Annotated in this window: 20 protein-coding genes and 1 tRNA gene; 11 read left to right on the forward strand and 10 right to left on the reverse strand. The window is 68.1% G+C overall.

The annotated features are described in order from the left end of the window. Positions 1 to 30 precede the first annotated feature (30 nt). Together ASG37_RS01160 and ASG37_RS01165 are read right to left on the reverse strand one after the other, a co-directional pair. Positions 31 to 1,611 carry an alginate export family protein gene (locus ASG37_RS01160; protein ID WP_055755447.1) on the reverse strand — a complete coding sequence of 527 codons (1,581 nt, stop codon included), beginning with the start codon at positions 1,609 to 1,611 and terminating at the stop codon, positions 31 to 33. Positions 1,612 to 1,690: 79 nt separating this feature from the next. Beyond that, positions 1,691 to 3,031, reverse strand: a complete 1,341-nt coding sequence (locus tag ASG37_RS01165) for a dicarboxylate/amino acid:cation symporter (protein ID WP_055755448.1) — start codon at positions 3,029 to 3,031, stop codon at positions 1,691 to 1,693. Positions 3,032 to 3,269: 238 nt separating this feature from the next. Here ASG37_RS01165 and ASG37_RS01170 point away from each other — a divergent pair, with 238 nt between their 5' ends. From ASG37_RS01170 to ASG37_RS01185, 5 genes are read left to right on the forward strand one after another with little or no spacing between them, the layout of a single operon-like run. Next, positions 3,270 to 4,985: a sensor histidine kinase gene (locus tag ASG37_RS01170; RefSeq protein WP_055757164.1), complete on the forward strand. Its 1,716-nt coding sequence runs from the start codon at positions 3,270 to 3,272 to the stop codon at positions 4,983 to 4,985. Further along, complete coding sequence (locus ASG37_RS01175) at positions 4,982 to 6,277, forward strand: sigma-54-dependent transcriptional regulator (protein WP_055755449.1); 1,296 nt, start codon at positions 4,982 to 4,984, stop codon at positions 6,275 to 6,277. The genes ASG37_RS01170 and ASG37_RS01175 overlap by 4 nt, the downstream gene beginning before the upstream one ends. Next, entirely contained in the window at positions 6,274 to 6,435 is a 162-nt protein-coding gene (locus tag ASG37_RS17510) for a hypothetical protein (protein WP_156348998.1), read from the forward strand. Before ASG37_RS01175 ends, ASG37_RS17510 begins: the two co-directional genes overlap by 4 nt. A 16-nt stretch (positions 6,436 to 6,451) precedes the next feature. Then, entirely contained in the window at positions 6,452 to 7,012 is a 561-nt protein-coding gene (locus ASG37_RS01180; protein WP_235525093.1) for a sigma-70 family RNA polymerase sigma factor, read from the forward strand. Next, a complete protein-coding gene (locus ASG37_RS01185) occupies positions 7,005 to 7,703 on the forward strand; it encodes an anti-sigma factor domain-containing protein (protein WP_055755451.1) in 699 nt (232 codons plus the stop codon). The genes ASG37_RS01180 and ASG37_RS01185 overlap by 8 nt, the downstream gene beginning before the upstream one ends. Before the next feature lie 139 nt (positions 7,704 to 7,842). Here ASG37_RS01185 and ASG37_RS01190 read toward each other — a convergent pair whose 3' ends face one another. Continuing rightward, positions 7,843 to 8,556 carry a Crp/Fnr family transcriptional regulator gene (locus tag ASG37_RS01190; protein WP_156348999.1) on the reverse strand — a complete coding sequence of 238 codons (714 nt, stop codon included), beginning with the start codon at positions 8,554 to 8,556 and terminating at the stop codon, positions 7,843 to 7,845. Positions 8,557 to 8,711: 155 nt separating this feature from the next. Here ASG37_RS01190 and ASG37_RS01195 point away from each other — a divergent pair, with 155 nt between their 5' ends. Together ASG37_RS01195 and ASG37_RS01200 are read left to right on the forward strand one after the other, a co-directional pair. Beyond that, positions 8,712 to 9,677, forward strand: a complete 966-nt coding sequence (locus tag ASG37_RS01195; protein ID WP_055755453.1) for a ferritin-like domain-containing protein — start codon at positions 8,712 to 8,714, stop codon at positions 9,675 to 9,677. Between the two features lie 26 nt (positions 9,678 to 9,703). Next, positions 9,704 to 10,717, forward strand: a complete 1,014-nt coding sequence (locus ASG37_RS01200; RefSeq protein WP_055755454.1) for a ferritin-like domain-containing protein — start codon at positions 9,704 to 9,706, stop codon at positions 10,715 to 10,717. Positions 10,718 to 10,810: 93 nt separating this feature from the next. Here ASG37_RS01200 and ASG37_RS17515 read toward each other — a convergent pair whose 3' ends face one another. Next, a complete protein-coding gene (locus tag ASG37_RS17515; RefSeq protein ID WP_156349000.1) occupies positions 10,811 to 11,416 on the reverse strand; it encodes a hypothetical protein in 606 nt (201 codons plus the stop codon). Beyond that, positions 11,409 to 11,485, reverse strand: a tRNA-Arg gene (locus ASG37_RS01205). The genes ASG37_RS17515 and ASG37_RS01205 overlap by 8 nt, the downstream gene beginning before the upstream one ends. Before the next feature lie 78 nt (positions 11,486 to 11,563). On the opposite strand from ASG37_RS01205, the gene ASG37_RS01210 reads away from it, so the two are divergent. Continuing rightward, positions 11,564 to 12,295 (forward strand): queuosine precursor transporter, encoded by a 732-nt coding sequence (locus ASG37_RS01210; protein WP_055755455.1) that lies wholly within the window; start codon positions 11,564 to 11,566, stop codon positions 12,293 to 12,295. Next, entirely contained in the window at positions 12,288 to 12,989 is a 702-nt protein-coding gene (locus tag ASG37_RS17220) for an endonuclease NucS domain-containing protein (RefSeq protein WP_082447913.1), read from the forward strand. The genes ASG37_RS01210 and ASG37_RS17220 overlap by 8 nt, the downstream gene beginning before the upstream one ends. A 4-nt stretch (positions 12,990 to 12,993) precedes the next feature. On the opposite strand, the gene purQ is transcribed toward ASG37_RS17220, so the two are convergent. Both purQ and purS read right to left on the reverse strand, forming a co-directional pair. Continuing rightward, complete coding sequence (gene purQ / locus ASG37_RS01220; RefSeq protein WP_055755457.1) at positions 12,994 to 13,662, reverse strand: phosphoribosylformylglycinamidine synthase subunit PurQ; 669 nt, start codon at positions 13,660 to 13,662, stop codon at positions 12,994 to 12,996. After that, positions 13,659 to 13,889 (reverse strand): phosphoribosylformylglycinamidine synthase subunit PurS, encoded by a 231-nt coding sequence (gene purS / locus ASG37_RS01225; protein ID WP_055755458.1) that lies wholly within the window; start codon positions 13,887 to 13,889, stop codon positions 13,659 to 13,661. Before purS ends, purQ begins: the two co-directional genes overlap by 4 nt. A gap of 117 nt (positions 13,890 to 14,006) precedes the next feature. Between purS and ASG37_RS01230 the strand changes: the two genes are divergently transcribed. Next, entirely contained in the window at positions 14,007 to 14,483 is a 477-nt protein-coding gene (locus ASG37_RS01230) for a PH domain-containing protein (protein ID WP_055755459.1), read from the forward strand. Next, positions 14,480 to 15,910 carry a PH domain-containing protein gene (locus tag ASG37_RS01235; RefSeq protein WP_162233441.1) on the forward strand — a complete coding sequence of 477 codons (1,431 nt, stop codon included), beginning with the start codon at positions 14,480 to 14,482 and terminating at the stop codon, positions 15,908 to 15,910. The genes ASG37_RS01230 and ASG37_RS01235 overlap by 4 nt, the downstream gene beginning before the upstream one ends. Positions 15,911 to 16,010: 100 nt before the next feature. Here ASG37_RS01235 and ASG37_RS01240 read toward each other — a convergent pair whose 3' ends face one another. From ASG37_RS01240 to ASG37_RS01250, 3 genes are read right to left on the reverse strand one after another with little or no spacing between them, the layout of a single operon-like run. Further along, positions 16,011 to 17,309, reverse strand: coding sequence for a cell wall hydrolase (locus ASG37_RS01240; protein ID WP_156349001.1), 1,299 nt, complete (start codon positions 17,307 to 17,309; stop codon positions 16,011 to 16,013). Between the two features lie 17 nt (positions 17,310 to 17,326). Further along, the gene (cysK, locus tag ASG37_RS01245; protein ID WP_055755462.1) at positions 17,327 to 18,247 is read right to left on the reverse strand and encodes a cysteine synthase A; all 921 of its coding nucleotides are present in this window, start codon (positions 18,245 to 18,247) and stop codon (positions 17,327 to 17,329) included. Continuing rightward, a complete protein-coding gene (locus tag ASG37_RS01250; protein ID WP_055755463.1) occupies positions 18,244 to 19,572 on the reverse strand; it encodes an MFS transporter in 1,329 nt (442 codons plus the stop codon). The genes cysK and ASG37_RS01250 overlap by 4 nt, the downstream gene beginning before the upstream one ends. Positions 19,573 to 19,707 lie beyond the last annotated feature (135 nt).

The raw sequence follows: 19,707 nt of genomic DNA on the forward strand, positions 1-19,707 counted from the left end.
ACGGGCACCGGGGCGTCAGGAGAGTCGCGATCAGAAACGGAAGCTGACCCAGCCGGCCACGAAGTCGGAACTGCGGTAATTGGCATCGGTCAGCGCCGGGCCGGCGATCAGATGCTCGTAGCGCGCGGTCAGGCTGACCCGCGGGCTGACGGTGTAGATCGCCTGAAGGCGGATGGTATCGGCGATCTTGCGCGCATTGCCCAGTTGCGTGCCGGCGAACGCCTGTCCGTTGGCGCGGTAGACCGCATCGTTCAGGCTGTCGCGCCACGACAGTTGATATTCGGCGGCGACTCGCAATTTGCTGTGCGGCTGGACCTGCACGCTCGGCGCGAAGGCGATCATGTTGGTCGGCGTCGCATAGAGCTGGTAGCTGTAATAGATGTTGTTGCCGAACGGCGCGAGCGAGGTCTTGAGCGTACCGCCGTTGTACGAATTGCCGCCGCTCGCATAATCGAAGTGGAAGCCGACGCGCGGCGCGGTCTTGGCCTTGCCGATCTTGTACGTCTGTTGCAGCAGGATCAGCCAAGCCGAGATCGGCCGGTCGTTGAACTCGCCGCCCTGATGGTTGATCGTCCAGTCGAGGTTGACCGGACCGGCATCGCCATAGAGGTGCAGGCCGTAGAATTTGCGCACTTCCTCGGCGGTGCGGCCGCCCCATACCGCTGCGCTGTTGCGCAGCCGCCAGACGAAGGGATCGAAGAACAGGTTCGATCCGCCGAACAAGGTCTTGGGCAGGACGAAGCCGGCGGTGCCGCCCGAGAAACGGCGATTGTCGTCGACGATGTCGTCGCGCGTGCCGCCGACGCCCAGCCGGGTCGTCTTGAAATCGAACACGTCGCCGCGAACCCTGTCGCCCTTCGCCCAGGCGCGCACGCCGTTGTAGACGAAGAAGATGGTGTTGTTGTCGCGCGGCACGACCATCAGGTTGGGACCATCGGCGAAGGTCTGCCGGCCATAGCGCACGCCGACGTCGACGCCGCCGATCGTCCCGGTCACGTCGGCGAAGCTCTGCTGCACGACGAGGTCGTTGTGCAACTGTCCGGCCTTCGCCCCCAGATTGCGGCCCGACATGCCGGCATGCGCCAGCTCGCCGTACAGGCGGACATGCTCGCCGATATGCAGGTCGGCACCGCCGACGACGCGGAAGATGTCCTGCCGCTGCGCTTCGCGGTCGCGCAGATTGGGATTGGTGGTCAGGTTGACGCGGGCGCGGAACTCGCCAGACAGCGTCAGATAGACGTCGTCGCCGACGATCGGGATGTATTTCAGCCGATCGAGGATGTCGTCGCGCTTCTTGGGATCGCGATACTTGCTCCAGTCCTCGGCCCAGCGCGACTGGTTGTAGCCGCCGGCGGTCACGCCGTCGCCGACGCCGGTGGCGGGATATTCCTGCGCCACCGGGCGGGCCGTCCCCTTGTCGGCCACCGGACCGCGCATTGCGGACGGCGAGTTGCGGTTGTCCGAACCGGTCTGCGCCACGACGGCGACCTGGGTGCGGACGGGCGAGGCTTGCGGAGCGGTCTGCGCAGCGGCGGACGTTGCGGCGACGAGGGCGATGGCCGGGATCGTCAGGGCGGTGGTGGTGCGGCAGAGCCGCAGGAACATGGTCATCGATACCTCTCCGGTGCCTCGCGGGGCGGAACATGCCACCGGCCGGGGTCTTCCCTCCGGCCGATCGCTTAAAGGATGGTTACTCGGCCGGAACGGCACCTTCGGGCATCTGGTCGACGCGCAGGCTGCGCCCGGCCAGCGCCTCGTCGAACTGATGCTTGTCGAGCTTGCCTTCCCACTTGGCGACGACGACGGTGGCGACCGCGTTGCCGATGAAGTTGGTCAGGCTGCGGCACTCGCTCATGAAGCGGTCGACGCCGAGGATCAGCGCCATGCCGGCCACCGGCACTGTGGGCACGATCGAGAGCGTCGCGGCCAGCGTGATGAAGCCCGCGCCGGTGACGCCCGCCGCACCCTTCGACGACAGCATGGCGACCGCGAGCAGCAGGATCTGCTGGCCGATCGTCAGGTCGACGTTGCATGCCTGGGCGATGAACAGCGCCGCCAGCGTCATATAGATGTTGGTGCCGTCGAGGTTGAACGAATAGCCGGTGGGAACGACCAGACCGACGATCGACTTCGGAATGCCGGCGCGTTCCATCTTCTCGATCAGCGACGGCAGCGCGCTTTCCGACGACGAGGTGCCGAGCACCAGCAGCAGTTCGGCCTTCAGATACGAGATCAGCTTGAAGATCGAGAAGCCGCAGGCCCGGGCGACGAGGCCGAGGACCACCGTCACGAACAGGAAGGCGGTGAGGTAGAAGGTGCCGACCAGCGCGGCGAGGCTGAACAGCGTGCCGATGCCGTATTTGCCGATGGTGAACGCCATTGCGCCGAACGCGCCGAGCGGTGCCGCCTTCATGACGATCGCGACGACCTTGAAGAAGGCGATCGAGATGTCGTTGAGCGCGTCGAGCACGCGCTCGCCCTTGTCGCCGATCATGGCGAGGCCGATGCCGAACAGGATCGCGACGAACAGCGTCTGGAGGATGTTGCCCTCGGTCAGCGCCGAGATGAAGGTGTCGGGGATGATCCCGGTCAGGAAGCCGGTGATCGTCGAATCATGCGCCTTGGCGGCATATTCGCTGACCTTCGACGTATCGAGCGTCGTCGGATCGATGTTGAGCCCGGCACCCGGCTGGACCACGTTGCCGACGATCATGCCGACGACCAGCGCCAGCGTCGAGAAGGTCAGGAAATAGGCGAATGCCTTGCCCGCCACCCGGCCGACGCTGGCGAGGTCGCGCATGCCCGCAATGCCGGTGACGATCGTCAGGAAGATGACCGGCGCGATAATCATCTTCACCAGCTTGATGAAGGCATCGCCGATCGGTTTCAGCGCCTCGCCGGTCGACGGGTAGAAGTGCCCGAGCAACACGCCCGCGACGATGGCGACCAGCACCTGGATATACAGGTGGCGATACCATGGCTTCGCGACGGGCGGGACCGGCGGGTGGCTGGCGGTGGGGGCAATCATCATGCGGGTGCCTTTCATCCTCTGAACTGCGCTTTGCCGTTCTGCGACGGGGCTTGGCGCGATGGAGGCACGATAGTTTGCTGCAACCCGGCTTGTCCTAAACGCAATCGCAAATAAAATATCATTCAATACCAATGCTATGGTTCAAGATGTGGCGTGTCGGCATGCAGTTTTCTGCCACATCGGACGGTGCGATGTGCAAATTGTTGCACAGGTGCGGCGTGCGACCTATACCGACTCCATGACGAAGCCATCGCGTCCGTGGACCGGCTGGACCCTCGCGGCGCTGTTGCTCGGGGTCGCGGTGGCGCTGCTGGTCGGGCGGGTGGTCGAACGGCGCGCGCGCAGCGACATGGTCGCCGGGATGACTGCCGACGCGCGACTGCGACAGGTGCTGCTCGCCAGCGAGATCGCGCGGTTCCGCCTGATGCCGCTGGCGCTGGCCGACGACCGCGACGTGGTCGGCGCGGTGCGCGGCGTGCCCGATGCGCAGCGCGCGCTGAACACTAAGCTGGCGGGGCTGGCGCGGACGACGGGCGCCTCGGTGATCTATGTGACCGACCCGACCGGCTTCGCCGTCGCGGCGAGCAACTGGGACGATCCGCAGAGTTTCGTCGGCAAGGACTATAGCTTCCGCCGTTATTACCGCGACGCGCTGCGCGACGGTGCCGCCACCCAGTTCGCACTCGGCACCGTCAGCCACCGCGCCGGCCTGTACCTCAGCCGGCGCACGCGCGAGGGCGGGGTGGTCGTCGTCAAGCTGGAGTTCGACCGGATCGAGCGTGAATGGCACGCGGCGGGCGGCATCACCTTCGTTACCGATGCGGCGGGGGTGGTGCTGATCGCCAGCCGCCCGGCATGGCGTTTCACGACGACGCGGCCGATCGCGCCGGCGGTCGCTGCCGCCGTCCGCGCCGATACCGGCGCGCAGGCGCTGGGGCCACCGCCGTTCGTGCGGCAGGGCGACACGCTGCGCCTGCCGCGCTCGACCACCGCCTATGAACTGGTGACGACCCGGCCCGACGATGCCGGCTGGCAGGTGCATCTGGCGATGGCGCCGCCGCGGACGATCGCTGGCGTGGTGCGCGGCGCGGAGCTTGCCGCCGCGCTCGTCACGCTGGCGCTCGCCGGCCTCGGCTGGACGTTGCGCGAACGGGCACGCCGCCGCCGCCTGCGCACCAGCGAGCTGGAGGCGGCGGTCGCCGACCGCACCCGCCTGTTGCGCGCCGAGATCGAGGACCGGATCGCCGCCGAAAGCCGCGCCGCCGATCTGCGCGAGGGATTGCGTCAGGCGAACCGGCTGGCGGCGCTGGGCCAGATCACCGCCAGCGTCGCGCACGAAACCGCGCAGCCGGTCGCCGCGATCCGCAACTATGCCGCCGCCGCCCGCCAGTTGCTCGCGCGCGGCGACCTTGCGGCGGTCGACGGCAATCTCGGCACCATCGCCCGGTTGACCAATCGCATCGGGTCGGTGACGGCGGAACTGCGCGGTTTCGCGCGCAAGGGTAGCGGGACGATCGGCCCGGTCGTGCTCGCCGATGTGGTCGACGGCGCGCTGCTGATCCTGAAGGAACGGCTGTCGCGGGTGACATTCCATGGTGTGGCCGTGCCCGGCGACCTGCTGGTGATCGCCGGGCGCGTCCGGCTCGAACAGGTGTTGGTCAACCTGTTGCAGAACGCGACCGAGGCGCTCGACGGCCGCGACGATCCGGCGATCACCCTGACGCTGCGCAGCGAGGAGCAATGCGTCTCGCTCACCATCGCCGACAACGGCCCCGGCATCGATCCGGCGATCGCCGACCGGCTGTTCACGCCGTTCGCCACCAGCCGGCCGAGCGGTCTTGGCCTCGGCCTCGTCATCGCGCAGGACATCATGACCGATCTGGGCGGATCGCTTCGTCTGCTGCCGTCCGATCGGGGGGCGACGTTCGAGCTGACGTTGCGGCGCGTGCCATGAGCGCGGGGAAGGTCGCGCTGGTCGAGGATGACGAGGATCTGCGGATCTCGACCGCGCAGTTGCTGACGCTCGCCGGGTTCGATGTCACGACCTTTCCCGCCGCGCCGCCCGCGCTGCTCGCGATCGACGCCGAGTTCGACGGCATCGTCGTCACCGACGTCCGCATGCCGCATATGTCGGGGATCGAGCTGTTCCATATCCTGAACGAGCGCGATGCGACGCTGCCGGTCGTGCTCGTCACCGGCCATGCCGATGTGGCAATGGCGGTCGATGCGATCCGGCGCGGCGCGTGGGATTTCCTGTCCAAGCCATTCGATCCCGACGCGCTGATCGCCGCCGCCACGCGGGCGATGGCGGCACGCTCGCTGGCGCTCGACAACCGGCGACTGCGCGCGCAGGCGGCCAGCGCAGAACAGGTCGCGCTGGTCGGCAATTCGCCTGCCGTCGCCCGGCTGCGCGAGATGATCCCGGCGCTCGCCAATGCCGACATCGACCTGCTGATCGAAGGCGAGACCGGGACCGGCAAGGAATTGCTCGCCCGGCTGATCCACCGCGCGGGCAGGCGGGCGCGGCATCGTTTCATCGCGGTCGCCTGTGCTGCCTTGCCCGATGCGCTGATCGACAGCGAATTGTTCGCCAGCGTCGGTGATCGCGGCGCGATCGGCGCGCATCGCGGCACGTTGTTCCTCGACGATATAGATCAGGCATCGCGGCCGCTCCAGGCGCGCCTGACCCAGTTGGTCGAGGAACGCGCCATTCGCGGCTCGCGCGATCCGGTGCCGGTCGACGTCCGGGTCATCGCCACCGCCGCCGAGGAAGCCCGGCGCGCGGCCGATGCGGTCGCCCCGGCGCTGCTCTATCGCCTTGCCGCGGTACGGCTGCGCATGCCGCCCTTGCGCGAACGGCGTGAGGATGTGCCGCTGCTGTTCGCGCATCTGGTCGATGCCTCGGCCGGGCGGTTGCGGCGCGCCGTACCGCCGCTGACCCATGAAGCCCGCGACCTGCTGGCGCGGCACGACTGGCCGGGCAATGTGCGCGAACTCGCCCATTTCGCCGACCGGTTCGTGCTCGGGCTGGACGACGTGGCGGGCGATGCCGCCGACCCGTCGGACACGCTGCCCTTGCCCGATCGGCTGGCGGCGTTCGAACGCGATGCGATCCTGTCGGCGATCGCCGCGACCGGCGGCGAGATCGGTGCGGCGATCGACCGGCTGGGGATTCCGCGCAAGACCTTCTACTACAAGGTTCAGCGCCTTGGCATCGATCTGCGTACCGCCCGGCGACCGGGATGAGCGAAATCCGCCACCTGCGCGCCCGATCTACGGGTGCATTCGGTCCGAAACGTACCGATCTTCGGCATCGCGACCGCTTGCGGACGATCGTCATCCAGCGTTTGTGGAAATCGAAACGGGGCGGATACGCCGGCATGACCGGACAGCAGGGGGAATGATGACGGATCGGGTAGCGTGAGCGTCAGGGACATGGAGCGCGCCCGGCTGGCGATGGCGATCGGGCAGTTGGGAACCGGCGATTCGGTGGCGATGCGGCTGGTCTATGACCGCACCTCCGCCAAGCTGTTCGCGGTATGCCTGCGCGTGCTGAAGGACCCGGCGCTGGCCGAAGAGGTGTTGCAGGACGTGTATCTGAAGGTCTGGCACCACGCCGACCGGTTCGATTCGGTCCGCGCCAGCCCGATCACCTGGCTGTGCAGCATTGCCCGCAACACCGCGATCGACCGGCTGCGCTCGACGCAGCGGCAACCGGTCGCCGACGGCGAATTGCCCGACATCGTGCCCGACGAATCGCCGCTGGCCGACGTGGTCATCGAACAGCGGCAGGAACAGGACCGGATGCTCGCCTGTATCGCCAAGCTGGATGGCGGCCATGCGATTTGCATCCGGGCTGCTTTTTTCGACGGCTACAGCTATGGCGAACTGGCCGACCGGCACCGGGTGCCGATCGGGACGATGAAGAGCTGGATCCGCCGTAGCCTGCTCCGCCTGCGGGAATGTCTCGACGATGCCTGATGCCGCCGCCCGCGAGGACGATGACCTGACCGCCGCCGAGGCCGCGCTGCGGTTGATCGACGGTGCGGATGGCGACGCGGTACGCCTGCGCGCCGCCAACGATCCGGGGTTTGCCGATGCCGTGGCGCGTTGGGACGAACGGCTGTCGCCGCTGTTCGCCGAAATCGCGCCCATCGCGCCGCCCGACGCGGTGTGGCGGCGGATCGCGGCGCAACTCGACGATCCGGTCATGCGGTTGCAACGGCGGGTTCGCCAGTGGCGCTGGACCAGCGCGGCGCTGGGCGCGGTCGCCGCCACCCTCGCGGTCCTGCTGTTGCGCCCGGTCGCGCCGCCGCCGGTCGCGGTGCCGGTCGTGCCGCTGCTGGCGGTCGCGCAACTGTCCGATCCACAGGGCAAGCCGCTGCTCGCGGTCGGGATCGAACGGCGCAGCGGCGAGGTGCGCGTGCGGATGCACGACCTGCCGCGTCAGGCGCTGCTGCCCGAATTATGGATCATCCCGGCCGGGGGTGCGCCGCAATCGCTGGGGCCGATCGGTCACGACGGGATGCTCGCCATCCGGCTGCCGACGGCGCTGCGCGGGGAGACGGTGGGACCCGCGACGCTGGCGATCAGCATGGAACAGGCCGCCGGCATGCCGCACGCCGCACCCGCTGGGCCAATCGTGGCGACGGGGACGATGATCGCGCTGTAACGCGGATTGTCTTCAAAAACTCGCGAAAGCGCGAGTTTCGAGGCGGTGCCGGCCCGCTCCCCCTCCCGGCCACCCACGGTGTATCCTGATTGGGTGGCCGGGAGGGGGAGCGGGCCGGCACCGGTTTTCAGACGAACGCTTAGCCCAGCCCGTCGGCCGCGACATAGGCCAGCCCGGCGCGCCCCTCCAGACCGGGGCGGTCGCGCAGCACGATCCGCCCGCGCGAACAGCGCACCAGATGCTCGCCCTCAAGGACGTGCAGGCAATCGGTCACGGTCGCCCGGCGCAGGTTCAGCGTGGTCGCGATCGCGGCATGGGTGACGGCCATGGTGTCGCCATCGATCCGGTCCTCGATCATCAGCAGCAGCCGGGCGATCCGCCGCTCGGGCGCGTCGCGCAGCGCCGAGGCGAGGGTGCGCGCGGTCTGCATCGAAAACCGCTGGGCAAAGGCCAGTACCGCGGTCACCACCGCGCTGTCGTCGGCCGCCGCGTCGATCATCGCGGCGGCGGGAACGACGATCGCCGTGCCGCCCTGGATGCGGATCGTCGCAGTGAACGGCGCCGGATGCTCGCCCAGCAGGCGGGTCCAGCCGATCACCCCGTCGCGCCCGACGATGCCGATGTCCTGCGACGATCCGCCGGTCGACACTGACAGCATCACCGGCGCGCTCTCTGGAAAGATCAGCCGGTCGATGGGATCGCCGGCGCGCATCACCACGTCGCCCGGTTCCAGTTTGATGCGGCTGGCCGCCATCGCCAACCGACGACGCGCGGTCGCGTTCAGTCCACCGACCAGTCGGTTGTCTGTTGTTGGCAGATAAGACGCGGTATCGCCCGAACTGTCTATCTTCACCCGAAACTTCCTTACGCAAAACAATTGCCCGTAAGTTTCGTCGCGATCAACGCGGCGGATGCACCCGGTACGGAACCGTACCCCGGTGGATCCGAACGGGCCGGCCCATCGAATCTGATGGTTGAAGCGCAAAAGGATAATCAGGGAGAATACGGATGGCCGATCAGATGCTTGTTGCCGAAGCGTTCGACGCCCGGGCAAAACGACGCGAAGAACGACGCGATTTCTTCCGTCTGATGGGCGGTGCCGCCGCTGTCGGCGGGGCTGCGGTCCTCGCCAGCCAGTCGGGAATCGCCGAGGCGCAGACCGCGCCAAGTGATGCCGATGTGCTCAATTTCGCCCTGAACCTCGAATACCTCGAAGCGCAATTCTATTATTATGCGGCGTTCGGCACCGGTCTGCCGACCTCAATCCTGAGCGGCACCGGCACGCAGGGTGCGGTGACGGGCGGACGGCAAGTGTCGTTCTCCGATCCGCTCGTCGGCCAATATGCGCGCGAGATCGCGCAGGACGAGCGCGCCCATGTCGAATTCCTGCGCACCGCGCTCGGCACCGCCGCCGTCGCCCAGCCGGCGATCGACATCAGCGCGACCCCGACCAGCGCCTTTTCCAACGCCGCCCGCGCCGCCGGACTGATCGCCGCCGGTGCTACCTTCGACCCTTATGCCAGCGACGAGACGTTCCTGCTCGGCGCTTATATCTTCGAGGACGTCGGCGTCACCGCCTACAAGGGCGCGGCACCGCTCTTGACCAACAAGACCTTCCTCGAAGCCGCCGCCGGCATCCTCGCGGTCGAGGCATATCATGCCGCGATCGTGCGCACGACGCTGTACGCCAAGGGTATCGCGACCCCGTCGGCGATGTTGATCGAGGCGACCGACAAGATTTCGGACGCACGCGACAGCCTCGACGGCAGCACCGATCTCGACCAGGGCCTTAGCCCGCTGTCGAGCAATGCGACCGCGACCAACATCGTGCCGCTCGACACCAACGGCATCGCCTACAGCCGCTCGGCTGGCCAGGTGCTGAACATCGTCTACCTCAACCGGGCCCAGACGAACGGCGGCGGGTTCTTCCCGAACGGTGTCAACGGCACCATCCGCACCAGCGCCGCCAACTAACGCCGTAGAGCGACACGGAGATTCCCATGACCATCCAGGATCCGATTCTCGAAGTGCTCGAAGCGTGCGACGAACGTCGCGCCGCCCGGCGCCAGTTCATGCGCTACGCCGGTGGCGCAGCGGTCGCCACCGCCGGCGCGTCGCTGCTCGCGGCATGCGACGACAAGGGCAGCGGCTATGTCGCCCCGGTGCCGACACCCACGCCGACGCCCACCGCTACCAGCGCGATCAGCGATGCCGACGTGCTGAACTTCGCGCTGAACCTCGAATATCTCGAAGCGCAATTCTATTCGTTTGCCGCGACCGGTGCGGGGCTGCCCAACAGCAGCCTGAGCGGCACCGGCACGCAGGGTGCGGTGACGGGCGGCGCGCGGGTCAACTTCACCGACCCACTCGTCGCGCGCTATGCTCGTGAGATCGCCGCCGACGAAGTCGCCCATGTCAACTTCCTGCGCGCGGCGCTGGGGTCGGCGGCGGTGGCCCAGCCGGCGATCGACATCGGCGTGACCGCGACCAGCGCCTTCTCCAACGCGGCGCGCGCCGCCGGGCTGATCGGTGCCGGAGAGGCGTTCAACGTCTATGGCAGCGACGAAGCGTTCCTGCTCGGCGCGTTCATCTTCGAGGATGTCGGCGTCACCGCGTACAAGGGGGCGGTCAGCTTCATCAACAACAAGACCTTCCTCGAAGCCGCCGCCGGCATCCATGCCGCCGAGGCCTATCATGCCGGCCTCGTCCGCACCGTGCTGTACCGCAAGGGGGTGAACACCCCCAGCCTCAACCTGATCGATCAGGTCGAGGCGATCTCGAACGCGCGCGACAGCCTCGACGGCAGCAGCGATCTCGACCAGGGCATTCGCCCGACCGGCAGCGGCACCAGCGCGGTATCCAACCTCGTGCCCACCGATTCGAGCGGGATCGCGTTCAGCCGTACCCCAGCGCAGGTGCTGAACATCGTGTACCTCAACCGCTCGCTGCAAACCTCCGGCGGTTTCTTCCCGAGCGGGGTCAATGGTACGATCCGTACCAGCGCCAACAACTGACCCGATCGCTGCTGCACCCGACATGCCGCCCCTGTGGGGCGGCATGTTCTTTTCGGGGCGGGAAAGATCCGGTATGATACTGGTTTCACTCCATTAGTGCATTGATTTAACTGTAGATTGTCCTGGTGTCCCGGCATTAAGAACCGCAGCGATACGGCGATCGGAACCGTAGCGGAGAATGATCGGGATGACCGGAACGCAACAACGATCGTGGGTCGACCCTGTCGCATCGGCCGGCCAGCGCCGATGACGGTCGCCCGCCTGTTCCTTGCCGCCGGCGACCGGTTTCCCGCGCCGGCCGGGGCCATCTGCTGCACGACGCTCGACGACCTCGACCGGGTCCACCGCGACACCGCGCCGCGCGACGTCGCCATCCCGCTGGGTCTGACCCCGGCAATGCGATGGTCGATGCTGGCGCTCCCCATCGGCCGCCACCGGATCGCGAGCGATGCGATCCACGCGATCTCGGTGATTCGCGCGACCGGCAGCATACAGGTGGCGGGACGCACGCTGGACCGCACCGCGCTGCTCGCCGATCGCCACCCCCTGCGCATGCTGGAGGCCCGTCTGGTCGAGGCGATCGTCGAGGCGATCGGCGAGCATGATGCCGCGCGCTGGGCCGAGGATTGCAGCGCGGCGATCGGCGCATGGCAGCAACGACGATCGCGGCTGCGCGCTGAACGGCACGAAATGGCGCACCCGGAGGGATTCGAACCCCCGACCAAGGAGGTAGAAGCTCCTTGCTCTATCCATCTGAGCTACGGGTGCCCGCCCTCCCGTTAGCGCGCATTGCGGCGGAGCGGAACCGCTATCATAACGTCCGGCATGCGGGGACGGGGGGACGGCATGACGGAACGGATCGACACGAGCAGGACGGGACGGGGCGGTTTCCGCCATTTCGACATGGTGATGGCGGCATTCGTCGCGATCCTGCTGCTCTCCAACGTCATCGGCGCGGGTAAGGTCGCGGCGATCGACATCGCCGGCACGCCGTTCGTGTTCGGCGCGGGCATCCTGTTCTTTCCCGTCTCCTATGTGTTGGGCGACGTGCTGACCGAAGTCTATGGCTATGCGCAGGCGCGCCGCGCCATCTGGGTCGGTTTCGCCGCGCTGCTGTTCATGGCGTTCATGGCCGCCGCCGTCGTGGCGATGCCGCCAGCGGCCGGCTGGACCGGGCAGGGTGCCTATGAAAGCGTGTTCGGCCAGGTGCCACGGATCGTCTTCGCCTCGATCGTCGCCTTCTGGGCCGGCGAGTTCGTCAACGCCTATGTCCTCGCCCGTATGAAGCTGTGGACCGGTGGCAGGGCGCTGTGGACCCGCACGATCGGGTCGACCGTGGTCGGGCAGGCGGTCGACAGCGCGATCTTCTACCCGCTCGCGTTCCTCGGGGTGTGGCCGACCGGGCAGGTGCTGACGGTGCTCGCCACCAACTGGGCGCTGAAGGTCGGCTGGGAAGTGGTGCTGACGCCGCTGACCTATGGTGTAGTCGGCTGGCTCAAGCGACGCGAAGGCGTCGACGTGTTCGACGCCGACACCGATTTCTCGCCGTTCGCGTCAAGGAAGCCACGCGATGTATGACAAGGTCGGCTTCGATGACTATTTCGCCAATGTTGTCGGAGCGACAAAAAATAGTTGCGATTACTATCGCGCGTTTCTGAAGCGGATCGATCATGCAGTCGGCGGGCTGGACGAGGCTTTAGATCGTGACGGCGCCGAACATCTCGCCGAGTGGGCACGGACAACGGACCTTGAGCCGTTTGCAACGTATCGGTCAAATGCTAGGGCCGTTCTCAAACGGTACTCCCTGTATCGGCTCGGGAAGTTATCTGGTCAGGTCGACGAAAGTCCTGACGTATCGTCGGAGGAGGTTGTCGTGGACCTCGCCGATACGATTACCGCCGACGCCAATTTTCTACGCGAACGCGAGATGCAGACGCAGGTCCGGTTGCAATTGGGAACGTTGGAGCCTGGACTCGTCGCGATCGATGGCGCCATCGAGGTCAGCGTGGCGACCGGACGGATCGACATATTGGCGCGTGATGCCGAGGGGCGTACCGTCGTGATCGAACTCAAGCCCGGCAAATGCCCGGCGGGCGCCCTCGAACAGCTACTCGCGTATGCCTATGACATTGAGCAGGAGCATGGCACCGGCGTTCGGGCCATGCTGGTCGCAGGCTCGTTTTCCGATCGCATCCGCGCCGCCGCCCGACGGGCAGGCGGCGTCGAGCTACGAACCTACGCCTATTCGCTGAACTTCGCGACGCTGGCGTAGCGGCCTACGCCCCGATCGTCGCCAGCAGTCCTTCGAACAGGGCGCGGCCATCCCGGCCACCGTGCGCTGCTTCGATGCGGCGTTCGGGGTGGGGCATCATGCCGAGCACATTGCCCTTGGCATTGATCAGGCCCGCGATGTCGCGCGCCGATCCGTTGACCGGTTCGGCGTAGCGGAACGCGATCTGGCCCTCGCCCTCGATCCGGTCGAGCGTCGCGTCGTCGGCGACATAATTGCCGTCGTGGTGCGCCACGGGCACGCGGATCGTATCGCCCGCGCGGTAACCGCCGGTGAACGGCGAGGTGGTGTCGCCGACCTTCAGCGCCACGTCGCGGCAAACGAAGGCCAGGCCGCGGTTGCGCATCAGGGCGCCCGGCAGCAGCCCGGCCTCGGTCAGGATCTGGAAGCCGTTGCAGATGCCGAGCACCGGCAGCCCCTTGTCCGCCGCCGCGACGACGGCCTGCATCACCGGCGACCGCGCGGCGATCGCGCCCGAGCGCAGGTAATCGCCATAGGAAAAGCCGCCCGGAACCGCGATCAGGCCGATGTCGTCGGGCAGATCGCTGTCGCGGTGCCACACCATCGTCGGCGCGGTGCCGGTCACGGCATGCAGCGCGGTCGCGATGTCGCGGTCGCAGTTCGATCCCGGAAAGACGATGACGGCGGTCTTCATGCGCGCTCCACCCGGTAGTTCTCGATGACGGTGTTGGCCAGCAGCTTGCGGCACATCGCGTCGATCGTCGCGTCGTCGGTATCGTCGGCGACGTCGAGCTCGATCAGCTTGCCGACGCGCACGTCCTCCACGCCCGAAAAGCCGAGCGAGCCGAGCGCATGTTCGATCGCCTTGCCCTGCGGATCGAGCACGCCGTTCTTGAGCGTCACGACGATGCGAAGTTTCATGGGACCGCCCTGGTTTGCGTCATGGATAGGATGCGCGCGCTATGGCCCCGCGCGGGCGCGGGCACAAGGGGCCGGTTTCGCTTGAGTGCGCGCGTCTTACCCGTCTATCACACCGCCATGGATACGCCGCTCGCGCTCGCCCCCCTCGATCCCCGCTTCCTGCGCGTTTTGCGCTGGCACGGCGCGATCGTCGCCGTCGTGCTGCTGGCGGCGGCGCTGGGGGCAGAGGCGATCCTCTACCAGACCGATCTGCCGAACGGCATCGTGCTGGCGATCGCGGCGGCGCTGGCGGGATGGCTGGCGCTGGTCGCGCCGCCGCGTCGCTTCGCCCACTGGCGCTTCGCGATCGACGACACCGAACTGCACGTCGCGCAAGGCTGGTGGGTCCGCATCCACACCATCGTGCCGGTCGGACGGGTCCAGCATATCGATCTGACGCAGGGGCCGATCGAGCGGATGTGCGGCGTCGCCACGCTCGTCCTCCACACCGCCGGCACCGAACACGCCGAGGTCCGCGTGCCCGGCCTTGCGCGCGACCGGGCAGAGGCGGTGCGCGACCGCATCCGCGCCGCGATCGAGGCATCGCCGTGGTGAGCGTGGCCGACACGCGCCGCCTGCACCCCGGCACCATCGGCCTGTCGATCATCGCGCAGGCCCCCAAGCAGATCCCCGGCCTGATCGCGCTGTTCGCGGCATTCTCGCGCGGGCGGGTCGAGATCGCCGCCGCGATCCTCGGGGTCGGCATCGTGCTGCTCGGCGTGTTCGCATGGGCCCGCTGGCGGCAGTTCAGCTACACCATCGACGCCGGCGAACTGACCATCGCCGAGGGGCTGCTCCACCGCAGCCGCCGCTCGATCCCGTTCGATCGGATCCAGGACGTGTCGATCGAACAGAAGCCGCTCGCGCGCCTGTTCGGTCTTGCCCGGGTCAAGGTCGAAACCGGCGGCGGCGAGGCGGATGAGGCATCGCTCGACAGTGTGACGCTGGCCGAAGCCGCGCGGCTTCGCGCCGTGCTGCGACAGGGCGGGACCCCTGCCGCCGCCGCCACCGGCCCGGTCGAACCGAAGCGGGTGACGGTGTTTGCGATGCCGATCGGCCGGGTGCTGGCGATGGGCGCGTTCGGTTTCTCGCTGGTCTGGGTCGGCGTGTTGTTCGCCGCGCTCAACCAGTTGGGCGACCTGATCGATTTCGACTGGCGCGAGGTGCGCGACATCGCCGGCATCGCGCGCGAACAGGCGATCGGCCTCGTCACGCCGATCTTCGCCGCGCTCGCCTTCGTCGTCGCGCTGCTGCTGGGCGCGATCAGCGGCATCGTGCGGACATTGCTGGTCGAATATGGCTTCCGGCTGGAGCGCGAGGGCGACCGGTTGCGCCGGGTGCGCGGGCTGCTGACCCGGACCGAGGTGGTCGTCAGCCTGCGCCGGGTGCAGCTTGCGCTGATCGAACGCAGCATGGTCAGCGGCCGCTTCGGCTGGTCTAGCCTGCGGTTCCAGACGCTGGGCGGCAGCGACGATGCCGGCGGGCGGCAGAGCGTCGCCCCGTTCGCGCGCGACGAAGAGGTCGCGGCGCTGCTGGCGGAGGCCGGCTATCCGCGCTTCGATCCGCTGCCGCTGCGCCCTGTCGCGTTCGGCCATGTCGTGCGCGCGGGGGTGTGGCGCGGCGGCGTGCCGCTGGTCGCGATCGCGGTCGGCACCGTCTTCCTGCCGCTGGTCGCCTTCGCGCTGGTGCTGGTGCCGATCCCGGTCGCGCTCGCGCTGATCGCGCGGCGGCGGCACCGTTATGCGATCGTCGGCAACCATCTGCAGGTGATGCGCGGCGTGCTCGCCAAACAGGCGTGGATCGTACCGCTCGCCCGCATCCAGGCGGTGTCGGTGACGCGCGGGCCGCTGCAACGCCTGCTCGGGATCGCAACGGTCCGGATCGGCACGGCGGGCGCGCGCGGGATGGCGCGGCCCGATGTCGTCGACCTCGCGGTCGAGGATGCCGACGCGCTCGCCCGCGCGCTACTGCGAAGGCCGTAGCGATTCGGAAACGAACGTCATCCCAGGGAAGGCCGGGATCTCTCGCGGATCAGGCGGAACACGAGTCGCACGAGACCCCAGCCTTCGCTGGGGTGACGCGCTATTCCGATGGACCATCCCTCGACGGAGGAGGCATGAGCGCAGGTTCGCCCTTGCGCCGCACGCCCGCCAACGGGGTCGCGACCGCCGCCGGCTCCGGCCGCACCGCCGCGGCCGGCGTCGGGGCAGGGGCGGGCACCGCGCGGCGCATGCACTGTGCCGGCGACCGGGGCACCTGCTGGCAGTTCCACAGCGTCCGCTCCAGCGGCACGCCCCGGTCGCGCAGATAGCTGAACCGCATCGTCGCAATCGACGCCGGATCGCTCGCCGCCACCGCGCTGGCGGGAACCTGCGCCGCCTCGCCCCAGCCCAGCAGCTTGCACCGCGCCCGATCGCCACAGACGGCCTGCGCCAGTTGCGGCCATTGGTCGGGCGGCAACGCGGGGTCGAGCGCGATCAGGAAGGTATCGGGATCATCCGCACTGGGACGCAAAGTGGACGGTGCGAAACTGCCGGTCAGCAACCCCGCCTCACGCTCGACCGCCAGCACCTCGGGTAGCTTGTGCGCGTCGCTATACGGTGTGAGCTGGAGGATACGCGGCTCGACGCTCTCGGGCGTGCGGCGGAACGCGCCCGGCGTGCCCCACCAGCCAGTCCAGCGGAAGAACAGATGCGTGTCGACCGCCGCGATCTTGTCGAGGCTCGACTGCCAATAGGGCACGACCCAGTCGGTATGGTAATGCGTGGCATAGCCGACCGGCGCATAGACCGCCCCGGCCAGCGCTGCCGCCGCAATGCTGCGCGCCCGGTCCCAGAACGGCAGCGGATAGGCCCGCGCCAGCGCCCCGTCGCAGGTGAAGGTGAACTGACAGCCGGTCGTCCGCTCCGACCCCTGGAACACCACGCCGCACACGCTTTTGGAAAACGCCGGATGCCGCACGCGGTTGAGCACCACCTGTGCCACCGCGCGCTGCCCCACGGCATCGTCGCCCGCCTCGTACAGCACTGCCGCTGCCAGACAGTCGGTGGCGCGGGTGCGGTTCTCCAGATCGCCAACAAAGGCGAACGGTTGCGCCGCCGGATTGGGGCCGGCGACGAACGGCACGGTCGCATTGAACGCGCGGGCCTCATCGGGGGGAAGCGCGCGGAACGCGATCGGCTCGACCGGCGGCACCACATCGGGCGGGACCACCGCGACCGGCTGCCGCGCTTGCCGGATCGTGGTGGCGTTCACCACCGGCGCATGCTCGACGACGATCGCCGGCACCACGACCGCGCCGAGTGACAGCGCGACGAGCACGCCGTCGAGGACGGACGATCCGGTACGGACACCGCCCGCCCCCGCCGGGGACGCCGGCACGGGGCGGGCGGGGCTCGTCACTGTTCGGGCAGGAAGTCGGGTACCGACAGATAGCGCTCGCCGGTGTCGTAGTTGAAGCCGAGCACGCGCACGCCATCGGGCAGGTCGGGCAGCTTCTGGAGGATCGCCGCCAGCGTCGCCCCCGACGAAATGCCGACGAGGATGCCCTCCTCGCTCGCGCTGCGCCGCGCCATGTCCTTGGCGACCGCCGCGTCGACCTTGATGACGCCGTCGATCGCCTGGGTGTGCAGGTTGGCCGGCACGAAGCCCGCGCCGATCCCCTGGATCGGATGCGGTCCGGGCTGCCCGCCCGAGATGACCGGCGAGAGTTCAGGCTCGACCGCATAGACCTTCAGCTCGGGCCATTCCTGCTTGAGCGCCTCGGCGACGCCGGTGATGTGCCCGCCGGTGCCGACCCCGGTGATGATGACGTCGATCGGCGTATCGGCGAAGTCGCGCAGGATTTCCTGCGCGGTGGTGCGGACATGGACGTCGACGTTGGCCGGATTCTCGAACTGCTGCGGAATCCATGCGCCCGGCGTCTGCGCCGCCAGTTCGTGCGCGCGCTCGATCGCGCCCTTCATGCCCTTTTCGCGCGGGGTCAGGTCGAAGCTTGCACCATAGGCCAGCATCAGCCGCCGCCGCTCAAGGCTCATGCTTTCGGGCATCACCAGCACCAGCTTGTAGCCCTTGACCGCCGCGACCATCGCGAGGCCGACGCCGGTGTTGCCGCTGGTCGGTTCGATGATCGTGCCGCCAGGCTTCAGCTCGCCCGAGGCTTCGGCCGCCTCGATCATCGCCAGCGCGATGCGGTCCTTGATCGATCCGCCGGGGTTCGACCGTTCGGACTTGATCCATACCTCGGCGTCGCCGAACAGCCGCTTGATGCGGATATGCGGCGTATTCCCGATCGTTTGCAGGATGGTATCGGCCTTCATGGCTGGCTCTCCTTGGGGATGACTTCGAGATTGTCGGGGGGCGTGAAGCTTCGCGCGGCGCGCAGTTCGGGGAACAGCCGCGACCACAGCATCGTAACGCCGATCGCCAGCACCCCGCCGCCTGCCACCGCTACGACCGGGCCGACCAGTGCCGCAAGAAAGCCCGACCGAGCCTCGCCCAGTTCGTTCGATCCCGATACGAACAACGTGGATACCGCGCCGACGCGCCCGCGCATGGCATCGGGGGTGTGCAACTGGATCAGCGACTGGCGGACATAGACCGACACCATGTCGGTCGCACCCACCACGAACAGCGCGGCCAGCGCCAGCAGCACCGCCGGCGCGGTATCGTGGCCGATCGCGGCGGCACCGAACACCGGGATCAGCAGCGGCGCGGACAGGCCGAACAGCGCGGTCGCCGCCCCAAAGCCCATCACCGACAACAGCATCTTGGCCCCGACGTCCTTCGACAGCGGCCGGAATGCGAACACGCCCGCCACCACGACCGCGCCCAGCGCCGGCGCGGCACGCAGATGGCCAAGCCCGTCCGCGCCGATCTGCAAAATGTCGCGCGCATAGATCGGCAGCATCGCCGTCGCCCCGCCCAGCAGCACCGCGAACAGGTCGAGCGAAATCGCGCCGAACACCAGCCGGTTGCGCCGGACATAGGACAGGCCATCGAGCATCTGTCGCCACGGATTGGCCTTCCCCGCGATCACCGCGCGCGGGATCGGCGGGATCAGGAACAGCATCACCAGCCCGAACAGGAACAGCGCCGCCGACACCGCATAGGGAAGATAATGGCCGGCGGCATAGAGATAGCCGCCCATCGCCGGCCCCAGCACCGATCCACCCTGCCACGCGATCGAACTCATCGCGATTGCGGTCGGCAGCACGGCGGCGGGCACGAGATTGGGGGCGAGCGCCTGCAACGCAGGACCTGCGAACGCCCGTGCGACGCCCAGCAGCGCGGCGACGAAAAACAGCCACGGCAGGCTGATCGTGCCGCTATAGGTCAACCACGCCAGCAACAGCGCGCAGCCTCCCTCCAGCGCCACCGATCCGCGCGCGATCCACCGCCGGTCGACCCGGTCGGCGACCCAGCCCGCCACCAGCGACAGCACCAGCAACGGAAGGAACTGCGCGACGCCGATCAACCCCAGTTGAAACGCGGACTCGCGCACCGTCATCGTCTGCCGAGCAATATCGTACACCTGCCAGCCGATGACCACGACCATCGCGATCTGCGCCAGCGTGTTCGACAGCCGGGCGAGGAAATAGGCCCGAAACGCAGGGATCGCGAAAGGATGCGGGGAAGCGGACATGGGAGAGGGGCTTAGGTCCGCTTCCGGAGGAGCGCAATGCAGATCGGCTTGGGGGGTATTGCGGAATGCCTTGCCCGACCGCCAATCCCGATCGTCATTCCGGCGGAAGCCGGAATCCATGGAAACGGGACGGTA

The organism is Sphingomonas sp. Leaf407 (assembly GCF_001425385.1).
In the GTDB taxonomy this organism is placed as follows: Bacteria; Pseudomonadota; Alphaproteobacteria; order Sphingomonadales; family Sphingomonadaceae; genus Sphingomonas.

Excerpts from the sequence above, each read along its gene's own strand:
- ASG37_RS01230 (WP_055755459.1), top strand. The coding sequence starts at position 14,007 with ATGGATACGCCGCTCGCGCTCGCCCCCCTCGATCCCCGCTTCCTGCGC.
- purS (WP_055755458.1), bottom strand. The coding sequence starts at position 13,889 with ATGAAACTTCGCATCGTCGTGACGCTCAAGAACGGCGTGCTCGATCCG.
- ASG37_RS01210 (WP_055755455.1), top strand. The coding sequence starts at position 11,564 with ATGACGGAACGGATCGACACGAGCAGGACGGGACGGGGCGGTTTCCGC.
- ASG37_RS01160 (WP_055755447.1), bottom strand. The coding sequence starts at position 1,611 with ATGACCATGTTCCTGCGGCTCTGCCGCACCACCACCGCCCTGACGATC.
- purQ (WP_055755457.1), bottom strand. The coding sequence starts at position 13,662 with ATGAAGACCGCCGTCATCGTCTTTCCGGGATCGAACTGCGACCGCGAC.
- ASG37_RS01165 (WP_055755448.1), bottom strand. The coding sequence starts at position 3,031 with ATGATGATTGCCCCCACCGCCAGCCACCCGCCGGTCCCGCCCGTCGCG.
- ASG37_RS01195 (WP_055755453.1), top strand. The coding sequence starts at position 8,712 with ATGGCCGATCAGATGCTTGTTGCCGAAGCGTTCGACGCCCGGGCAAAA.
- ASG37_RS17220 (WP_082447913.1), top strand. The coding sequence starts at position 12,288 with ATGTATGACAAGGTCGGCTTCGATGACTATTTCGCCAATGTTGTCGGA.
- ASG37_RS01175 (WP_055755449.1), top strand. The coding sequence starts at position 4,982 with ATGAGCGCGGGGAAGGTCGCGCTGGTCGAGGATGACGAGGATCTGCGG.
- ASG37_RS01170 (WP_055757164.1), top strand. The coding sequence starts at position 3,270 with ATGACGAAGCCATCGCGTCCGTGGACCGGCTGGACCCTCGCGGCGCTG.
- ASG37_RS01200 (WP_055755454.1), top strand. The coding sequence starts at position 9,704 with ATGACCATCCAGGATCCGATTCTCGAAGTGCTCGAAGCGTGCGACGAA.
- ASG37_RS01185 (WP_055755451.1), top strand. The coding sequence starts at position 7,005 with ATGCCTGATGCCGCCGCCCGCGAGGACGATGACCTGACCGCCGCCGAG.
- ASG37_RS01250 (WP_055755463.1), bottom strand. The coding sequence starts at position 19,572 with ATGTCCGCTTCCCCGCATCCTTTCGCGATCCCTGCGTTTCGGGCCTAT.
- cysK (WP_055755462.1), bottom strand. The coding sequence starts at position 18,247 with ATGAAGGCCGATACCATCCTGCAAACGATCGGGAATACGCCGCATATC.
- ASG37_RS17510 (WP_156348998.1), top strand. The coding sequence starts at position 6,274 with ATGAGCGAAATCCGCCACCTGCGCGCCCGATCTACGGGTGCATTCGGT.